The organism is Arthrobacter sp. 05T423, from assembly GCF_056396245.1.
The window spans coordinates 1-17,639 of the sequence record NZ_JBFTLC010000002.1; the positions used below are offsets into that span (position 1 = coordinate 1).

Consider the following 17,639-nt stretch of genomic DNA (forward strand, 5'->3'; position numbering starts at 1 on the left):
TCCCTCCACAACCCTGAAGGGTCGGTTATGAGCGCCGGCTTCTTCGAGCTGAAGGCCTCCGAACCCCTGGTGTACACGTACACCTACGACGAAATGAAGGTGGTCGTAGCCGGTGAGTTCATCCTCACCGACGAGGCGACGGGCGAAGTGACGCACGCGAAGGAGCGCGATGTGCTGTTCTTCCCGAAGGGAACGACAGTCAAGTTCGAGACCCCCGAGTACGGTCTCGGGTTCTTCACCGGCCACCGCTCCTTCGCACCGTAAGGACCGGTCGCGCGCCCGCCTGCCTGCACCGTTGCGGGCAGGCGGACGCCGGCAAGGAAGTTGGCGCCAGGGAAAGCGTATGCCGTTGGGACCCTTTGTGGTGAGAGCCCGGACTATCAGTGACCGGGAGCCGGCGTCACGCCGGCGCCTTACGTTAAGCCACACCCTGCCTGACGAGCCAAGAAGGAATTCCACGCCGCCACTGGCTGCAGTCCTGTCTCAGGCACGACCGCGCAGCTTCCCGCTGCCTCCGGTGCATTCAAAGCCTTCCGCAGCCGTCAGCCGGCCAGGGACAATCGGCGAACCCGCCCGGACCGCCTGCGATTGGAACTTCTGTTCCGGGTTTGTTTGGCGTGGGCACCCCCAGTAATCCCGAGGCTCCCCGGGCGCCGGTTTTCTGGCGGACGACCAAAGGGCCGCGAACACACCACAGGATGTGCTGCTGCGCGTGGCACAGAACCAGAATTGGAGTTGGACCGTTGAGCACCACCATGATCAAGAAAGACCCTGACACGGCGCCCGCCGAAGTCAATAAGGACCGCGGGCCCAAGGTCAACTGGCGCGTCCTCATCATCGCTGCAGCCATCACTCTGGCATTCTCCGTCTGGGCGATCCTGACGCCCGGTAACGCGGAGGACACCATAAAGGCGGTGGTGGGCTGGACCGCGGAAAACCTCGGCTGGGTTTACGTCCTCACCGTCACTGTCGTCATCGGTTTTGTTCTGTGGGTGGCATTGTCCAAGGTGGGCTCGATCCGGTTGGGCCCCGACCACTCACGTCCCCAGTACAAACTCTTCACGTGGGTGGCCCAACTCTTCGCGGCCGGCGTCGGAATAGACATGCTGTTCTACTCCGTGACCGAACCCATCACCCAATACATGTCGCCCCCCGCCGGTCAAGGCCAGACCGCGGCGGCCGCCCAGGACGCCGTGGTGTGGACCATGTTCCACTACGGGATGGCCGGCTGGGCCATGTATTCCCTGCTGGGTATGGCAATGGGATATTTCGCCTACCGGCACGGCAAACCCCTGTCGATCCGGGCAGCCCTGTACCCATTGCTGGGCAAACGCGTCCACGGTGGGGTCGGCGACACGATCGACATCATCACCCTGGTCGGGACGGTCTTCGGCGTGGCCACGGCGATGGGCATCGGCGTCGTGCTGCTGAACGTCGGCTTCTCCATCATGTTCGGGCTGGAGCAGGGCCTGGCACTGCAGATCGCGCTGGTGATTGTCGCCGTCGTACTGACCATCGGTGCATGCACTTCCGGTGTTGACAAAGGAATCCGCTGGATTGCCGAGCTGAACATCTGGTGTGCGGCAGCCCTGCTGCTGTACATTCTGGTGACCGGCCAGACCTCCTTCCTGCTCAACTCCCTGGTGGAGAACATCGGCCAGTTCATCGTCACCATGCCCGGCCGCACACTCCAGACATTCGCCTACGAGCACGGCGGTTCGGAATGGATGGGCGGCTGGACCCTGTTCTTCTGGGCCTTCTGGCTGGCCTGGGGCCCGTTCGTCGGCCTGTTCCTGGCACGCATCTCGCGGGGCCGGACCCTGCGCGAGTTCGTGATCGCCGCGATCACCGCCCCGGTACTGTGCGACTTCCTGGTCGTGAGCATCTTCGGCAACAGCGCCATGCACGAGGTCCTGGGCGGTAACACCGCATTCGCCAAACTCGCCATCGAAAGCCCGGAACAGGGCTGGTACGCGCTGCTCGGGATGTTCCCCGGAGCCCCTTTCCTGATTGGTCTGGGCACCTTGTCCGGCATGCTGTTTTACATCACCAGCGCCAACTCCGGCGCCATGATGATGTCCAACTTCTCCTCCACCATCCCCGACCCCTCCCAGGACGGGCCAAAGTGGCTTCGAATCTTCTGGGCCCTGGTCACCGCGCTGCTCACCATCGCGATGCTGGTAGCAGGCGGCGTGACCACCATGGAACACGCCACACTCATCTTCGCCCTCCCCGTGACCATCATCGCCTGGCTGATCATGGCCTCCTTCACGAAGGCACTGCGCATCGAGCGCGCCCAACGTGAAGGCCGGATACTGCGCCGGCGGTCGACGGCAGCGGACGGCGGGCACGTGCCGGAGCGCACCTGGCGGCACAGGCTGGCCGGAATATGGTCCTATCCCTCGAAAAAGCAGGCAGCCCAGTTCATGGAAGACACTGTGCATCCGGCCCTGAACGAACTTATCGGGGAGTTCACCAAGCAGGGCCACCAGGCCACCCTGGACATTGTCCCGAACGACCAGACAGGCATTTCCAGTTACGCCCTGGTGGTCAGCATCCCGGACCATCGCGACTTCCTCTATCGGGCGCAGGCCGTGGAAGCACGCATGCCGGTGTTCGGTGGGCGGATGTTCCCGGAAACCGACGTCTATTACCGGGTGGAAGTCTTCACCGAGACCGGCTCCGAGGGCTATGACCTGATGGGTGTAACGCACGAGCAAATGATCGACGACGTCCTGGCCAGGTACGAGGCACACCTCGGCTTCCTCACCTACCTGAACCCCCAAGACGCCCAGAGCACAGGCAGCCGCATCGAGGACTGACCCGGACACTGGCCAGCAGAACCACCCCTCCATCCTGTCGGCAAGCTCTGCGGGCGCCGTAGGGTCTCCGAGTAAGAAACCCTGCACCTGGCTTCAATACAAAGAAAACCAACCGGCATGGGGGCGGCGAATTCGCCGCCCCCATGTTGATTCTCCGGCGTGCACATCTACCCGTTTCTGGCAGACCTGGCCACCGCGTAACCAGTGCAGCGGAGGCAAGACCTCGTTGCCGAACTCAGAGCTGGCCGCCGCCTGTCCAGGGCGGTTCTTTCTGGAAGGCCTCGGCTCCATCTTTTCCTGATCCTGCCGAACTGGCTGCCGCGTGGCGCAGGATGAGAGCTTTAACTTGTAGGCCGGTGGCAGGAAGTCTAGACGCCGGCCTTGATCAGAAGCGCATCGAGCATCATGAAGAACATGGTCCGGTGATCGGCTGCCTTTGGGTCGGTCAGGTACTGAATGACCGCTCCGTCGTAAATCATCAGGAAGGACCTCACCAGCAGAGGAAAGCTTATGAGACATTCTTCGCCGCTGTTTGTTGCCGCGGACGAGAAGATGTTTCCCAACTCTGTTACGTAGGCGGGATAGATTTTCGCGGCCAGCGGGCTGACAGCGATATTGCGTGTTGCCCACAGAATCATTTCGATCTCAGCAAGGAGGCTGGCCGGCTCTTCTTCCAGCGCCCGCCAGTAGCCTTCGGCGACTTGTTCCACGGCCTTACGCAACCCCAGATCGACCGGGACGTCACTGGAAAATAGGCTCAAATTTTTCAGCCATGCCTCGGCGGCCGCGTCCAGGATCTCGTCTTTCCCCGTGAAGCAATAATGCGCCGTGGCCAGGGGCGCATTGGCTTCCTTGGCTATCGCCCGGATGGTCACGGCCTGAACGCCCTCACGACGCATCAGTTCAACAGTCGCCGCTATCAGCTGTTCTTTTCGTTCTTCTGCGGGTACCCGCATAGCTCACTCTCCAGTCTCCCGTTTCCGGCCGGGTGGGGCCTGTTCCTTAACACTAGTGTCCTACCCATTTGTCCCGAACCACTGACTGGAACAAACGTCCCGTCGGGGTTTGCGAAGCGCAGCGCCTCAGTCCCCCTGCCCGCTATGAACGCGCGTTCCATGACCGGGAAGGCTACTTTCGTCGGCACCTGTCCAAACTTCGGTCGCGGTGAGCTGCTGAAGGTCAAGGCGAAGGTGCAGGAGCGGGACCGGATAAGGCGTGGTTGGCTTGCCACCGCGGGCCGAGAAAGCGGTCACCATGCTTTCCCCCTCAAACAGGGGTAACAACCACGCCCTGACCCGAACGAACATCCACACTTTTCATAAGGTGCGGAACAGAGACTGGTCATGTCCCTGGAGCAGAGTGGCTGTGAACCGTAGCTTCAGAACGCCGGGTCCGAGCGCAATTCCGAATCGCGCTCGGGACCCGGCGGACAGGCGGGCAAGCAGCACGCTTCAATACGCGGAGCGCGGGACTCAGAACCCGACCCGTCAGCAGAGCCTGCACGCAGCAAGCCCACCCGGATGGTGACCGCCACGGTTTGAATGTCCTACCTGCTGCGCCCACCTAACGGGCCTTTCAACTTCCGCGGGTTCCAAGTTCCGCCATCTGAAGACTCCCCGCATTCGTGTGGCCGCCCTCCGGGCGTCCAGCCTTTGACCAATCTCTTGCCTGCCCCCGCTGCTGCCACATAGGCTCATGGTGTGAGTGGCGGGGACGGCAATCCGAAAAGCGGATCCGGCCCGCGACCCGTGAAGGAAACAAGCATGGCAACAGGTACAGTCAAGTGGTTCAACGCCGAAAAGGGCTTCGGTTTCATCGCCCCCGACGACGGAAGCGCTGACGTGTTCGCACACTTTTCGGCAATCGCCTCCAGCGGTTACCGCTCCCTCGACGAGAACCAGAAAGTTCAGTTCGACGTCACCCAGGGCCCTAAGGGTCCGCAGGCTGAGAACATCCAGCCGCTCTAAGCGGTTCTTAAAAAGCTGACCGGCACAAGCCGGTCAGCTTTTTTGTTCCCACAGTGCCCCTTGCCGGAAACATGCTCAGCATGACCACGATGAAGGCCCGCCAGCCTAAGGCGTCAGCTCCGGCGGGCGATTCACCGAAACCGGCCGCGAGGAAGCGCCCGTCCAGTTCGCCGGCGAGGAGAAGTTGGACAAGCCCAGAAGCCAACCTCACAGGCAGAGGGTTGGAGGCTACGGTGAGCGGACGGCGGACCGGGTACGCGCGGGTCAGCACGCTGAACCAGAACGAGAAACGCCAGCTCGAAGGCCAGATTCTTGATCGGGGGGTGTTTTCGGACAAGGCCTCCGGCGGGGACACCCCCAGATCTCAACTCGCCGAGCTGCTGGTGTCCGCCGGAGACGTGGACACCGTGGTTGTGCAAACCATGGACCGGCTCGCTGGAGTGTATCGACCCTGCCTGCAGGGCTTGTAGGCCGAGGCAACCGGCTTTACAGAATAATAATTATCGGCGTTTCAAGTGGGCTGTCACTAAACGAGAGAGTCGTGCGTGTGCCCCCGTTTTCGGCGTATCTCACCGGACGCCGGCCCAAGGAGTCCATCTGCTGCATGTCTGTTCGAGGTTCACTTTGGTACAGGACCGGTTCCTGCGACGCCCCGCTTCTTGGTGGCTTCCCTACCGCGAGAGTTTCGTGTGGATACTGCTCTCGATAGGCATAGGCCAGCAGCGGAAAGGCCCGGGTACCTACCTGCTACAGGTGCAGCCCGTCCCTATCAAGGCTGGAGGGTGTGGCTCGAAAGTGGATTGCCCGGCCGGAAAAGTGCTTCCAGAATGTGTCTAGGTCTACGCGGAGGTCCTTTCCTTCCCTCGGGTGTTGGCTTGATGGCCGGTGGAGATGGATCTGCCCGGCGTCCGTGATCCCCACCAGCACCGCGAGGTGCCCGGAGCTGACGGGAGCGTCGAAGGAGTGACCAATGGAGACCACGAGCACTCCCGGGCCCGTGGCCAGAGAGGTGAGTTCATCTGGGTTTTCAGCCTGTGCACGCTCGGCTTCGAGTCCGTTGCGATGCGCATGCCGGGCCAGGCCGGCATGGTTCCGCCCGGAGTGTTCGGTGTAGGCATGATCCCGCAGAAGCTCTTCAGTTATTGCTGATGGAAGCATCACTGATCCAGGGAGCAAGCGTGCGTAGACCATGCGCAGGCAAGCGACCCCGCATGACCTGGTGTCCCAGAACCGTGCGGCTTTTTCGCTGGGGTAGCCCAGCGCTTCCCAGTCGTGACCGACCATCGAACTGTGGAAGGGAACTGCTGCAGGGGCCTCTGTCGTCAATCTGCTCACCGGGCTGTAATACGTGATATCGCCGCGGATATCGCAAGAGCAGCCTCGGATGCTTCTTCGGTGGTTGTCGTTCGTCCGAAACCGATGCGGATACTCGAACGTGCGTCGTCGGGGCTTAGGCCGATGGCCATTAGGACGTGGGAGGGTTTCTGGTCGTTGCTGTTGCAAGCAGAGCCGGCCGACAGGGCTAGCTGTGGGACACCGGCCATCAGGTCTCCTGCGTCCACGCCTGGGATCGTGAGATTAAGGCAGTTGGGCAGACAATCGTTCGTCGGCGAATTGGCCAAGATGCCGGGGTGTCGGGTCATTAGCAGGTCCATGAATGTGGACTTGAGTCCATGGACTCTTGCCCGTTCACTGGTCAGTGCTTTCCGGGATATTTCCAGGGCTTTGGCGAAGCCAACAATAGCCGGAAGGTTCTCCGTGCCGGGGCGCTTGCCGCCTTCCTGGCCTCCGCCGTGGAGCAGCGAAGGAACTCCATTGTTGGATGCCTGGAATGTATCGCTGATGTAGAGTGCACCCACTCCCTTGGGTCCATAAATTTTGTGGCTGGAGAAACTGATCAGGTCCGCGGGAAACTGATTCAGATCCTCCAGAAGGTAGCCGATGGCCTGTGTGGCGTCGGAATGCAGTGGTATGCCGGCCTCCTTCGTCACCGAGGCGATGTCCGTGATGGGCTGGACCGACCCGATTTCGTTGTTGGCTGCCATGACGGAGACAAGGCGTGTGGTTGGCTTGATGGCCTTCGCCACGTCGGCAGGATCAACGAATCCGTCGCCGTTGACCGGCAAGATGGTCAGGTCGCCTCCTCTGCGTTCGAACGCCCTGGCGGAGTCAAGCATCGACTTGTGTTCGATTGCCGTAGTGATGATGTGGCTTCCCGGAGAAGGCTCAACCATGGAGATGGCCCAGTTGTTGGCCTCAGTGGCGCCTGAGGTGAAATACAGCTCACGGGGCTTGCAGGCCAGCAGACGAGCCATCTTGCGCCGTGCGCTGTCGATGGCTTGCTGGCTCTTCATGCCGGCCATGTGGGGGCTGGATGGGTTCGCCCAAAACCGACGTCCGGCGTCATTGACGACGTCTGCGACCTCATCGTCAAGCGGGGTCGTTGCCTGATAGTCAAGGTAGATCATGCTGCGTTCCGTGCCATATCTTCGGAGTTGTAGGAGATGAACACAGAGTCGTGTGTCTCCGGATCGAAAAATACCTGGACCACGGCTTCCTGTCCTTCGGCTTTGCGGGTGAGATACATCTCAGTCCCCTTGATCACTTTGTCCTTGTCCGCGACCCTGTTGAAATCGAAGACAACGCGGCTGGATCGCTGCTTTGACGCGCTCAACCGCTTGAAGGACAGCTCGAGGTATTCGCTGACGATAAGTGGGCATCGTGGGATGCCCACCCCTGCCGGGTTCAGTGCACCGGCGATGACCTTTGGATAGAGGCTGGAATCGAAGAGGATTTCGCCTTCCTGGAGCCGGATCGTTCCGTCGCTTGCTGGATTCTTTTGCCACCGCTTGAGAAACCTGGCGGCCCGGTTCCTCAGTGTCCTCTCCCTTGCCACGTCAAACGTCGCTTCGAAGGGTGCGCAGATATCCTGCAAAACGGAAGTGTCGATGTCGGCCGGCGCTACCGGCTTGAGCTCACATACATCCTGAGAACAATCCATGCCCAGATCGTTGACGATGACGGTGTACACCGGTTTGCGTGCCAAGGCGTAGGTTCTCTGCAGTTCTTCCCCCAGCCGGAGCCCTGCTTTCAGCGATTCCACCGAGAATTCGTCGATGCCCGTAGCGGTGTCGAAGTATCCGCAGGCAATCAGGACCTGAGCGTCACGTCGAATGGGAAACGGCAAGTCCAGTTCAGACAACAATTCGATCGTTTTCAGCTTCTGCTCCTCGTTCTTCGTTAAGTGTTTGGGTGCGGACATCAGCCCGGACTGCCAGGGCCGCACAACCGGTGAGGATGATCAGGCCCATAATCTGGCGTCCGTTGAGGAACTGGTGCAGGCCCAAGACACCTACGGCTGAAGCCAGCGCAGGGTCGATGGCCGACACCAGCGCGAAAGGCAGCGCCCGCAGGCGCTTCATAGCGAAAAGTTCCATCGCAAATGGGATCACCATCGTCAGCAAGGCAACGATGAGTGCCTGGGCGCCGATGCCAACGGATGCGGGAATCGCCGGTGACGGAGCCAGGAACAGCCCCGCCAGAACGACAGCGAACGCGACCCACAGCGCCTTGGACAGCACCACCAACGGGTGAGCGGCCGCAGGCATTGCAGTGCCGACCCGGATGTATACGCTCAGCAAAATGCCAGTCGCAAGAGCCCACAGGATCCCGGAGACGTCAGTCTCGCCACCGTAGTCGGCGATCAGGAAAAGCCCGGCAACAGACCCACAAACCGGTCCCCTAACGGCCCAAGGTCTTGTCTTCATGCACCCGAGGACAAGGGGGACTACAAACTCAATCGAAACAGCCAAGGACAGCGGCAGCAGGGAAATTGCTTGATAAAAACACAGCTGCATAAATCCCAGAACGAGACCGTAGACAATGGTGCGCCGCTTAGGAATAACAGCGGAGCGCCGTGCCAGCCAAAATGCCGGGAGCAGCAACGTAGCCCCAAATCCCACACGCAGGCATGTTGCCAGTGCTGGGCCAACCGCCTCGATCAGGCCAATCGCGACACCATTACCGAACTGAAGGGCAGTCAAACTCGCACCAACGGCTAATACACCCGCCGGCGCCTTCCCGAAGTTCCTCAAAGAAACCGCGCACGCAATAACAACACGCCAAACGTTCCCCACAGCGCCATGCGCTCATCCCCCAAAGATGTCGTCCTACTTCGCAACACCGGGGACGCTACATGAGGTTATCAGAACGTCAAAGTCACACACACCGCACCGCGTCAGGAGCAGGAGTCGGTCAATCCCTGAAAACACAAGCTATTCCAGTCCTTTTGTCCCCAAACAGACCGCACGGTTGACGTCAAGTCAACCGAAATATTTCTCACTTGGCATGGGTTGACTGTTGGTGCGCCGCTCCAGACCAATCACGAATCCGCAGGTCAGAGGCGCTTTGTGTGCCGTAAACCCCACGGCGGCAGCGTCTTCGCCGACCCCCGATGCGCGGACAGCACAACGCGTTCTTTTATTGGAAATAGTTCCCTCCGGAAGGCTAAACGGACTCGGATCGCCCCTCTGGAAGGGGGCCAATTGATTTATCGGAACACATTCACCAGGTACAGCACGACATATGGTCGATTACCGGCGTTCAAACCACGGGAGTGGAAGTAGCTGCGAGAGGTCCCGTTGGGTTGCTGATAGTGGATATCACGTCAAGTAGAAGTGCTCCGATTGCAGAATCTGCAAGACGCCGCATGCACAAGTGCGGTAGCGGGACCCTGCCGACCATTTCATGCGTGCCCCAGGGCCGGGACGTCCCCTTCTTGCGCTGTCATCTGCCATGCACTCAGGCGGCTCGTTATTAAAGTGGTCGCTCACATGCTCCTTGACACCCCAGCCCAATGCGGGCTATGTTCTATTTCACATCCACTAACTCGCGTTAGTAACGCGCATCAGTGGACTAACCTGACGCTCAAAACTGAGCCCTTTTACTAGACATCGGACGGTCAATGAAGACGAACTCACGGCAGGCCAAAGTGACGATGCAGGATGTCGCCAACCATGTCGGAGTCTCCCGGACGACTGTTTCATTTGTTCTGAACGGCGGAACTGACAACGGGATTCCACAAGAAACCCGTGACCGCGTCCACCGGGCCGTAACCGAACTGGGCTACCGCCCGAACGCGGGAGCGCGAGCGTTGGCAGCCAAGCAAACCAAGCTCTACGGGCTGATTACGGAAATCGTGACCGCGCCTTATGCTGCCAACATCGTCCGGGGGGCCCAGGAACAGGCCGCGCGGGAGGGCAAGACCCTTCTGATCGCGAGCACCGACGGCAGCAGTGACGGCGATCGGCGGGCCATCGAGACGATGCTTGAGCACCGTGTCGAGGGTCTGATCTATGCAACAAGCTGGCATAGGGGGGTGCGGTTGCCTGCTGTTGCAGACGAGGTGCCGACGGTCCTGGTTCACTGCTTTGACGAAGCGGCCAACCTCCATTCCGTCATTCCTGACGAGACTCAGGGCGGCTACGCTGCCACAATGAGGCTCATCGGAGCCGGACACGACCGGATCGGGCTCATCAACCTTGATCCGGTCATTCCGGCTGCCATCGGCCGCCGGACCGGTTACATCCGTGCCCTTGAACAGGCGGGTATAGGTCTGGATGAGAAGTTGGTCATTAACGAGGACGGCGAGGCAGATCAGGGCTACCGCGCGGCGTCCTCGCTCCTTGACAGCGCTGTGCCGCCTGCCGCGATCTTCTGTGCCACTGACCGTATGGCCATGGGCGCTTACGACGCCATCAAAGAACGACGGCTTCGTATTGGTGACGATATCTCCGTGGTTGGCTTCGACAACCAGGAAGTTATCGCCAACTACCTGCGACCGAGCCTGACGACCATCGCACTGCCGTTCCGGCAAATGGGCGCAACCGGCGTCGGGCTGCTGGCAAAACTGGCAGCGAACCGCGATCTGGCCCCGCTCCAACACGTTATCGAATGCCCTCTGGTGGAGCGTACATCTGTGCGCCAGGCCGTCCTGACGTCCACCACCCGCTAACCCCATCTCCACTTCACTGACGAATCGAGTTCCCTCATGCCCAAAATCCATCCCAAAAGGTCACTGACGGTTGTTGCAGCCACCTTGGCGATCGGCGCCCTGGCTCTGACCGGCTGCAGCGCCGGAAACACATCTGGAGGCGCAGCAAAAGGTGGAGGCTCCTCCAACGGGCTCCTGACAATCCCCCGGGAGGACACCGCAACGTTCACCAGCAACTTCAACCCGTTCTCCCCGAACGCGCTTCCGATGACGCAGCAGTCGGTCTTTGAGCCCCTGCTGATCGTCAACCCCGTCAAGGGCGAACCCGTACCATGGCTCGGGGCATCGTGGAAAGCCGACAAAAACGGCGAGGGAGTGACATTCACGCTCCGCGACGGGGTCAAGTGGTCAGACGGACAGCCTCTGACCGCCGACGACGTTGTGTACACCTTTGAACTCCAGAAAAAGATCCAAGGCGGATTCGACTACCTGGCCAAGGTCTCCGCCGTCGACGCGCACACCGTCCGCTTCGATTTCAACAAGCCCTACGCACCCGGACTTTACGAAGTCGGCCAGCAGGTCATCGCCCCTAAGCATGTCTGGTCCAAGATCGCGGACCCGGCAAAGGCCACCAACGACAACCCGGTGGGCACCGGCCCCTACACACAGGTCTCCCATTTCCAGACACAGTCATTCGAACTGGATAAGAACCCCAATTACTGGCAGCCGGAAAAACAGCAGCTTACCGGGATCAGGATGCTGGCATTCGCCGGCAACTCCGGGGCCAACCTTGCCCTGCAGAACGGCGACGTGGACTGGAGCGACCAGTTCATCCCCAACGTCCAGAAAACCTTTATCGACAAGGATCCGGCACACCGCCACTTCTGGTACCCCACCACCGGGGGCACGATCAACTGGCAGCTGAACACCACCAAGGCTCCCTTTAACGATCCAGTCGTACGCAAAGCACTCAGCATGGCCGTGGACCGCGATCAGGTCGCCAGCCTGGGCATGTCAGGCTACACCCACCCGGCCGACTGCACCGGCCTCAGCGACGCCTACAACAGCTGGCGCGACCAGAGCATCGTCGAGAAGTGCGACTGGACGAAGCTGAACACGGACAAAGCCAACCAGATGCTCGATGCCGCCGGCTACAAAAAGGGAACCGACGGGATCCGCACCCTCAAGGACGGCAAGCCGTTCCAGTTCAAGTTCTCTGTCGGCTCGGCATCTTCGGACTGGCTCTCCGTCGGGCAGATCATCTCCAAGAACATGGAAAAACTCGGTGTGAAGGTCGAGGTCAACTCCCCTGACTGGTCCCAGGTCGTCTCCGGGTACACTGACGGATCCTTCGACAGCGGCATCGTCTGGAGCAACTCCGCCGCGACGCCCTTCGAGTTCTACCGCGGCGTAATGTCGCAGAAGGTTGTTGTGCCGGTCGGCAAAAAAGCCAACGAAAACTACCACCGGTTCGGCGACGCGGAGGCGACCGCAACGCTCGACAAGCTGGCGGCAACGGCAGACCCGGCAGCGCAGAAGACCCTCATTGACTCCCTGGAGGCCCGCTTCAATGACGTGGCCCCGGTGATCCCGCTGTTTTCCGGTCCGGCGTGGGGCGCCTACACCGACCAGCGATTCACGGGCTGGCCCAGCAACGATAACCAGTATGCAACTCTTTCGGCCCGCTCGGCCACCACAGTGCTGGTTCTGACCTCACTCAAGCCGGCCCAGTAGGCATCAGGTGGCTGTTCGGTGCCACCGGCCCCGAACAGCCACCAAGCCGCTGCACACGGCATCCGCACCCGTTACCACCTGCCGGACCCGGACCGATCCCCGGGCGGCGCAACAATCATCAAGAAAGAAGCGGAATCATGGTATTCCTCCTCCGCCGCCTGGGGTTCTACGTAATCGCCTTCTGGGTCTGCATCACCCTGAATTTCTTCCTCCCGCGGCTGATGCCCGGGGACCCCGTCAGCAGAATGTTCTCCCAAGTCCAGTCTCAGATGCGCCCGGACCAGGTGGATGCGCTCCGCCGGCTCTTCGGTCTGGACGACCGGCCCCTCTGTGAACAGTACCTCGCCTACATCGGCAACATCTTCCGTGGGGACATGGGCATCTCGCTGTCCCGGTTCCCCTCCCCCGTTTCGGAGGTGATCGGATCACAGATCGGATGGACCCTCCTGCTCGGCGGCACTTCCCTGGTTATTGCCGTCATTCTGGGTAATTTCCTCGGCGTCCTGGCTGCATGGCGGCGCGGAAAGTTCCTGGATTCCGTCTTTCCTCCGCTGCTGATTTTCGTCGGATCATTTCCCTACTTTTGGCTGGCCATGGCCGCTCTGTATCTGTTCGGGATAACCCTGGGCTGGCTGCCTCTGAGCCATGCCTTCTCCACGGGGCTCAGCGCCTCGTTCTCCTTCGAATACATCGGCGACGTAGCCGCTCACCTCATCCTCCCGGCCCTGACCATTGTCCTGGTCTCCATCGGCGGCTGGATGCTGGGGATGCGCAACACGATGATCGCCACCACCGCTGAGGACTACATCACGATGGCCCGGGCCAAGGGACTCCGTCCGGCACGGATCATGTTCCAGTACGCGGCGCGCAACGCCATGCTGCCCTCAGTGACGTCGTTCGGCATGTCCCTTGGCTTCGTCGTCGGCGGCGCTCTCCTCACCGAAACCGTGTTCGCGTACCCGGGCATCGGCTACCAGCTCCTGACCTCCGTCCAGGCGCTGGACTACCCGCTGACCCAAGGCATCTTCCTGACCATCACCGCCGCCGTGCTGGCAGCTAACTTCCTGGTCGACATCATTTACGTACGGCTGGACCCCCGGGTCCGGGTCAGCTAGAAACAGGTCCCCCATGTCACTTACAGACTCAACACCTACCGCGACCGCCACGGCCGGCAATCCCACCGTTCAGGTACCGGAACCTCCGGTCCCCGGACGCCTGGCCCACGGAGGGTTCGTCCACGGCATCCTCACGAACAAGAAGGCCCTCTTCGGGCTGGCCGTCCTGGTCGTATTTGCCCTCATGGCACTGCTGGCACCCCTACTTGCCCCGGGAAACCCCTCCGACTTCGGCCCCGACGCATCCCTGGCGCCATCCGCGGCCCACCTGCTCGGAACCACCTCCAAAGGCCAGGACGTGCTCGCTTTGACCCTGTGGGGATCGCGAAGCTCACTGACGGTCGGATTCATCGTGGGCATAGCGGCGACCTTCATCGGCTGTCTCGTCGGCATCGCCTCCGCGTACTTCGGCAAGGCCATCGACGAACTGCTCTCGCTGCTGACCAACATTTTCCTGCTCATCCCCGGACTTCCACTCCTGGTGGTCCTCGCCGCCTTCCTGCCCCCGGGCCCCGCCACTGTCGTCATCGTCCTGGTCATCACCGGCTGGGCCGGCAGCGCTCGTGTGCTCCGCTCCCAGGCACTGTCTCTGCGCAGCAAGGACTTCGTCGCCGCGGCCGTGGTGACCGGTGAGAAAGCCTGGCGCATCATGTTCCGGGAAATCCTGCCGAACATGGCCTCCATCGTCATGAGCACCCTGCTCGGCTGCGTCATTTACGGCATCGGCGCACAGGCAGGCCTGGAGTTCCTGGGGCTCGGCGATACCGGCTCGGTCAGCTGGGGAACCAACCTCTATTGGGCAAACAACGACGGCGCCCTGATGACCGGCGACTGGTGGGTGCTCCTGCCCTCGGGCGTAGCCATCGCCGTCGTCGCATTTGCCCTGGCCCTGATCAACTACGCCGTTGATGAAATCACCAACCCCCGCCTGCGCGTGGAAAAGAAAGGCTGACAGATGGAAACCCTGACTGAACAGGACCGGGGAAACATCGGCCGTACCGCCGCCGCTCCCGTGCTGAGCGTGAAAAACCTGCAGGTCCAATACACGGCAGAAATCGGAAACGTTACGGCCGTCGATGGTGTCAGCTTCGACATCGGCGCAGGAGAAGTGTTCGGCCTCGCCGGTGAATCAGGCTGCGGCAAGTCCACCATCGCAAACGCGGTCATGCGGCTCCTGCAGACCCCGGCAAAAATCACCGGCGGCTCCATCGAGCTCAACGGAAAGAATCTCCTGGATCTGGGTGAAGAAGAACTGCGACGCACCCGCTGGCGCGACGTGGCGATGGTCTTCCAAAGCGCGATGAACTCCCTGAACCCCGTCATGACCATCGGAGATCAGATCGTCGACGTCTTCACCACGCATGAAAGGATGCCCAAGAAATCCGCCCGCGAACGTGCCGCGGAGCTGCTGAAGCTTGTCGACATCAGCCCCGACCGCCTCAAGTCCTACCCGCACCAGCTCTCCGGCGGAATGCGCCAGCGGGCAGTGATCGCGATCGCGCTGGCGCTCAAACCCTCCCTTCTGATCATGGACGAACCCACCACGGCCCTGGACGTGGTCGTTCAGCAGGACATCATGCACCAGATCAAAGAACTTCAGCAGCGGCTGGGGTTTTCCATTCTGTTCATCACCCACGACATCTCACTCATGGTCGAGCTCTCCCACCGCATGGCCGTGATGTATGCGGGAAAGCTGGTCGAGGTCGCTCCCTCCAAGGACATGCTGGAGGACCCGCTTCACCCCTACACCAACGCCCTCATGGGAGCGTTTCCGCCGCTGACCGGCCCGAGAGTGGAGTTGACAGGCATCCCGGACGCCCCGCCGAACATGGCCCACCCTCCCACCGGATGCCGCTTCCACCCCCGGTGCCCGCTCGCTATCGACGCGTGCCGCACCGTCGCGCCACCGCTCCTTCCAAAAGCCGAAAACCACGACGCAGCGTGCCTGCTCGTACCCGAATACGTCGTCCCCCGCGAAAGGTCACGCCGATGAGCCCCGCACACAGCACCTCATCCCGCCCCGAAAGGGCGACCGAGTCCCTGGTCCAGGTACGCAACCTGAGCAAGGACTATCATCTGGGAAGCTTTCCCTTCCGTTCGACCGTACGCGCGGTAAACGACGTCTCCTTTGACATCAACCACGGCGAGATTGTGGCACTTGTCGGGGAATCCGGCAGCGGAAAAAGCACTATCGCCCGCATTCTCGCCCGCCTTGAGCAGCCCACCGGCGGCCAACTCTTCATCGACGGACAAGACATCTTTGCCACCGAACGGCGCAAGGCATCAATGAAATTCCGGAGCAAGGTCCAGATGGTCTTCCAGGACCCCTTCGGATCCCTCAACCCGGCACACCGCATCGAGCACTTCCTGACACGTCCCCTACAGCTTCACGGAGACAACGACAGCCCGAAGGCCCTCAAGCTCAAACTGCGGGAACTGATGGCAACGGTCGGCCTGGGCGAGCAGATGCTGGACCGATACCCCCACCAGCTGTCCGGCGGACAACGGCAGCGCGTCGCCATCGCCAGAGCCCTGGCCGTGGAACCGGAAATCATACTGGCCGACGAACCCACCTCAATGCTCGACGTCTCGGTCCGCATCGGAATTCTCAATCTGATGCGCAAACTCCGCGATGAACGGGGCGTGTCCATGCTCTACATCACCCACGACCTCGCATCCGCACGCTACATCGCGGACACAACCCTGGTGATGTGCGCCGGGGATCTGGTCGAGGGCGGTGAGAGCATCGAGCTGATGGCCGCCCCCCATCACCCGTACACACAGTTGCTGCTCTCCGCCGTCCCCGACGCCCGCAGGACCCAGACCGTCCGCCCGCCGACGAGGGATGCCACGGAACGGAACGCCAACCGGGGAACCGGCGAACGTATCACCCTCAGCGGATCCCATTGGGCGCTCAATGTGCCAGAGTCTGCCGCCTGACCGCCCCCAGCCCGCCACCGACCGGCCGCTTTCTCCCCGCAACCAAGACCCAAACAGCTTCGCTGCAGGCTGCCCGAAACCCAGGAAAGAATCCCATGATGAAACCCGCTGCCGCACTCTCCGGCGCACCCGAGGTGATCGTTGTCGGTGAAGCACTCGTCGACGTGATCCACACCGGAGACGGCGTTACCGAACACCCCGGGGGCTCACCGGCCAATGTGGCCTACGGAGCCGCCCGTCTGGATGTTTCAACAGGGTTCCTGACCTCAATCGGCCCGGATGACCGGGGTCTTGCCATCAGCAGCCACCTCACCGGCGCGGGTGTCCATACTCCCGGGCTCCCAGTCCGCCGCCGCTACATCGACCGCCACAGCAACACTGGCCGAGGACGGCTCCGCAACCTGTTCCTTCGACCTCGCCTGGCAACTGGCCCCGTTTGCACCGACATACCTGCCCGAGCTCCTGCACGCCGGGTCTATCGCCAGCTTCCTGGCCCCGGGAGCCACCGCGGTGCAGTCCATCCTGCAGCACTGCGCAGACATCAGCACTGTCACCTATGATCCCAACATCCGGCCCGAACTGCTCGGCAGCGCCAACACGAAGCCAGAACCACCTTCGAAGAGCTCGTTCCCCTCACGGACGTCGTGAAACTCAGCGACGAGGACGCGGCATGGTTGTATCCGCGCAGGTCACCGGAGGAGGCTGCCCGCCACATACGCGGACTCGGCACGGATCTGGTCGTGGTCACCCGCGGATCAGAAGGATCCTTCCTGCTCACCGCAGACACGGAAATCAGCGTCCCCTCCGTGGAAACCGTTGTCGCGGACACCATCGGTGCCGGGGATGCCTACATGGCTTCCCTCATCCTGGGACTTCTGACCAGAGGAGGGCAGGGCCTGGCTCCGCCCGTCCTCGAACAGATCGCCCGCATGGCATCCATTGCAGCCGCCATCACCGTCGGCCGCACCGGAGCGGACCTACCCTCCGCGGCCGAAGTGCGGGCAAGCCTGGTCAGCTGACCACCAACCACCCCAACACCGCCGCAAACCTGCCGATCACCGCACGGTCC

15 protein-coding genes and 1 pseudogene are annotated in these 17,639 nt (G+C 61.5%); 11 read left to right on the plus strand and 5 right to left on the minus strand.

Annotation, left to right across the window (positions count from 1 at the left end; translation table 11 throughout):
• Both AC1DFE_RS02695 and betT read left to right on the plus strand, forming a co-directional pair.
• Window positions 1-264, plus strand: a 264-nt coding sequence (locus tag AC1DFE_RS02695) for a cupin domain-containing protein (RefSeq protein WP_476904383.1), incomplete at its 5' end; no start/stop codon positions are given.
• 479 nt (window positions 265-743) lie between these two features.
• Window positions 744-2,822 carry a choline BCCT transporter BetT gene (gene betT / locus AC1DFE_RS02700; RefSeq protein ID WP_476904384.1) on the plus strand — a complete coding sequence of 693 codons (2,079 nt, stop codon included), beginning with the start codon at window positions 744-746 and terminating at the stop codon, window positions 2,820-2,822.
• A 368-nt stretch (window positions 2,823-3,190) separates the two neighbouring features.
• Here betT and AC1DFE_RS02705 read toward each other — a convergent pair whose 3' ends face one another.
• Complete coding sequence (locus AC1DFE_RS02705) at window positions 3,191-3,778, minus strand: TetR/AcrR family transcriptional regulator (protein ID WP_476904385.1); 588 nt, start codon at window positions 3,776-3,778, stop codon at window positions 3,191-3,193.
• Window positions 3,779-4,585: 807 nt separating this feature from the next.
• On the opposite strand from AC1DFE_RS02705, the gene cspE reads away from it, so the two are divergent.
• Complete coding sequence (cspE, locus tag AC1DFE_RS02710; RefSeq protein WP_104046164.1) at window positions 4,586-4,789, plus strand: transcription antiterminator/RNA stability regulator CspE; 204 nt, start codon at window positions 4,586-4,588, stop codon at window positions 4,787-4,789.
• 233 nt (window positions 4,790-5,022) lie between these two features.
• The gene (locus AC1DFE_RS02715) at window positions 5,023-5,259 is read left to right on the plus strand and encodes a recombinase family protein (RefSeq protein ID WP_476904386.1); all 237 of its coding nucleotides are present in this window, start codon (window positions 5,023-5,025) and stop codon (window positions 5,257-5,259) included.
• Between the two features lie 277 nt (window positions 5,260-5,536).
• Here AC1DFE_RS02715 and AC1DFE_RS02720 read toward each other — a convergent pair whose 3' ends face one another.
• The 4 genes from AC1DFE_RS02720 to AC1DFE_RS02735 are packed head-to-tail and all read right to left on the minus strand — an operon-like array spanning window position 5,537 to window position 8,832.
• Window positions 5,537-6,073, minus strand: coding sequence for a cysteine peptidase family C39 domain-containing protein (locus tag AC1DFE_RS02720; protein ID WP_476904574.1), 537 nt, complete (start codon window positions 6,071-6,073; stop codon window positions 5,537-5,539).
• Between the two features lie 47 nt (window positions 6,074-6,120).
• Window positions 6,121-7,257, minus strand: a complete 1,137-nt coding sequence (locus tag AC1DFE_RS02725; RefSeq protein WP_476904387.1) for a cysteine desulfurase family protein — start codon at window positions 7,255-7,257, stop codon at window positions 6,121-6,123.
• On the minus strand, window positions 7,254-7,991 hold the full coding sequence (locus AC1DFE_RS02730; RefSeq protein WP_476904388.1) for a hypothetical protein: 738 nt from the start codon (window positions 7,989-7,991) through the stop codon (window positions 7,254-7,256). Before AC1DFE_RS02730 ends, AC1DFE_RS02725 begins: the two co-directional genes overlap by 4 nt.
• Window positions 7,984-8,832 (minus strand): EamA family transporter, encoded by an 849-nt coding sequence (locus AC1DFE_RS02735; RefSeq protein ID WP_476904389.1) that lies wholly within the window; start codon window positions 8,830-8,832, stop codon window positions 7,984-7,986. Before AC1DFE_RS02735 ends, AC1DFE_RS02730 begins: the two co-directional genes overlap by 8 nt.
• A gap of 920 nt (window positions 8,833-9,752) precedes the next feature.
• Here AC1DFE_RS02735 and AC1DFE_RS02740 point away from each other — a divergent pair.
• The 7 genes and pseudogenes from AC1DFE_RS02740 (at window position 9,753) to AC1DFE_RS02770 (ending at window position 17,589) form a co-directional block, all read left to right on the plus strand.
• Window positions 9,753-10,802, plus strand: coding sequence for a LacI family DNA-binding transcriptional regulator (locus AC1DFE_RS02740; protein WP_476904390.1), 1,050 nt, complete (start codon window positions 9,753-9,755; stop codon window positions 10,800-10,802).
• Between the two features lie 36 nt (window positions 10,803-10,838).
• Entirely contained in the window at window positions 10,839-12,515 is a 1,677-nt protein-coding gene (locus AC1DFE_RS02745; protein ID WP_476904391.1) for an ABC transporter substrate-binding protein, read from the plus strand.
• 137 nt (window positions 12,516-12,652) lie between these two features.
• On the plus strand, window positions 12,653-13,630 hold the full coding sequence (locus AC1DFE_RS02750) for an ABC transporter permease (RefSeq protein ID WP_476904392.1): 978 nt from the start codon (window positions 12,653-12,655) through the stop codon (window positions 13,628-13,630).
• A gap of 13 nt (window positions 13,631-13,643) precedes the next feature.
• Window positions 13,644-14,582 (plus strand): ABC transporter permease, encoded by a 939-nt coding sequence (locus AC1DFE_RS02755; RefSeq protein ID WP_476904393.1) that lies wholly within the window; start codon window positions 13,644-13,646, stop codon window positions 14,580-14,582.
• Window positions 14,583-14,585: 3 nt separating this feature from the next.
• Window positions 14,586-15,623, plus strand: a complete 1,038-nt coding sequence (locus AC1DFE_RS02760; RefSeq protein WP_476904394.1) for an ABC transporter ATP-binding protein — start codon at window positions 14,586-14,588, stop codon at window positions 15,621-15,623.
• Entirely contained in the window at window positions 15,620-16,570 is a 951-nt protein-coding gene (locus tag AC1DFE_RS02765; protein ID WP_476904395.1) for an ABC transporter ATP-binding protein, read from the plus strand. The genes AC1DFE_RS02760 and AC1DFE_RS02765 overlap by 4 nt, the downstream gene beginning before the upstream one ends.
• A 98-nt stretch (window positions 16,571-16,668) precedes the next feature.
• Window positions 16,669-17,589, plus strand: a pseudogene (locus tag AC1DFE_RS02770) (PfkB family carbohydrate kinase).
• Window positions 17,590-17,639: the final 50 nt, after the last annotated feature.

What these genes read in the sequence shown, in the direction of transcription:
- AC1DFE_RS02740 (WP_476904390.1), top strand. Translation starts at nt 9,753, where the DNA reads ATGAAGACGAACTCACGGCAGGCCAAAGTGACGATGCAGGATGTCGCC.
- AC1DFE_RS02705 (WP_476904385.1), bottom strand. Translation starts at nt 3,778, where the DNA reads ATGCGGGTACCCGCAGAAGAACGAAAAGAACAGCTGATAGCGGCGACT.
- AC1DFE_RS02750 (WP_476904392.1), top strand. Translation starts at nt 12,653, where the DNA reads ATGGTATTCCTCCTCCGCCGCCTGGGGTTCTACGTAATCGCCTTCTGG.
- AC1DFE_RS02760 (WP_476904394.1), top strand. Translation starts at nt 14,586, where the DNA reads ATGGAAACCCTGACTGAACAGGACCGGGGAAACATCGGCCGTACCGCC.
- cspE (WP_104046164.1), top strand. Translation starts at nt 4,586, where the DNA reads ATGGCAACAGGTACAGTCAAGTGGTTCAACGCCGAAAAGGGCTTCGGT.
- AC1DFE_RS02720 (WP_476904574.1), bottom strand. Translation starts at nt 6,073, where the DNA reads ATGGTCGGTCACGACTGGGAAGCGCTGGGCTACCCCAGCGAAAAAGCC.
- AC1DFE_RS02745 (WP_476904391.1), top strand. Translation starts at nt 10,839, where the DNA reads ATGCCCAAAATCCATCCCAAAAGGTCACTGACGGTTGTTGCAGCCACC.
- AC1DFE_RS02725 (WP_476904387.1), bottom strand. Translation starts at nt 7,257, where the DNA reads ATGATCTACCTTGACTATCAGGCAACGACCCCGCTTGACGATGAGGTC.
- AC1DFE_RS02765 (WP_476904395.1), top strand. Translation starts at nt 15,620, where the DNA reads ATGAGCCCCGCACACAGCACCTCATCCCGCCCCGAAAGGGCGACCGAG.
- AC1DFE_RS02755 (WP_476904393.1), top strand. Translation starts at nt 13,644, where the DNA reads ATGTCACTTACAGACTCAACACCTACCGCGACCGCCACGGCCGGCAAT.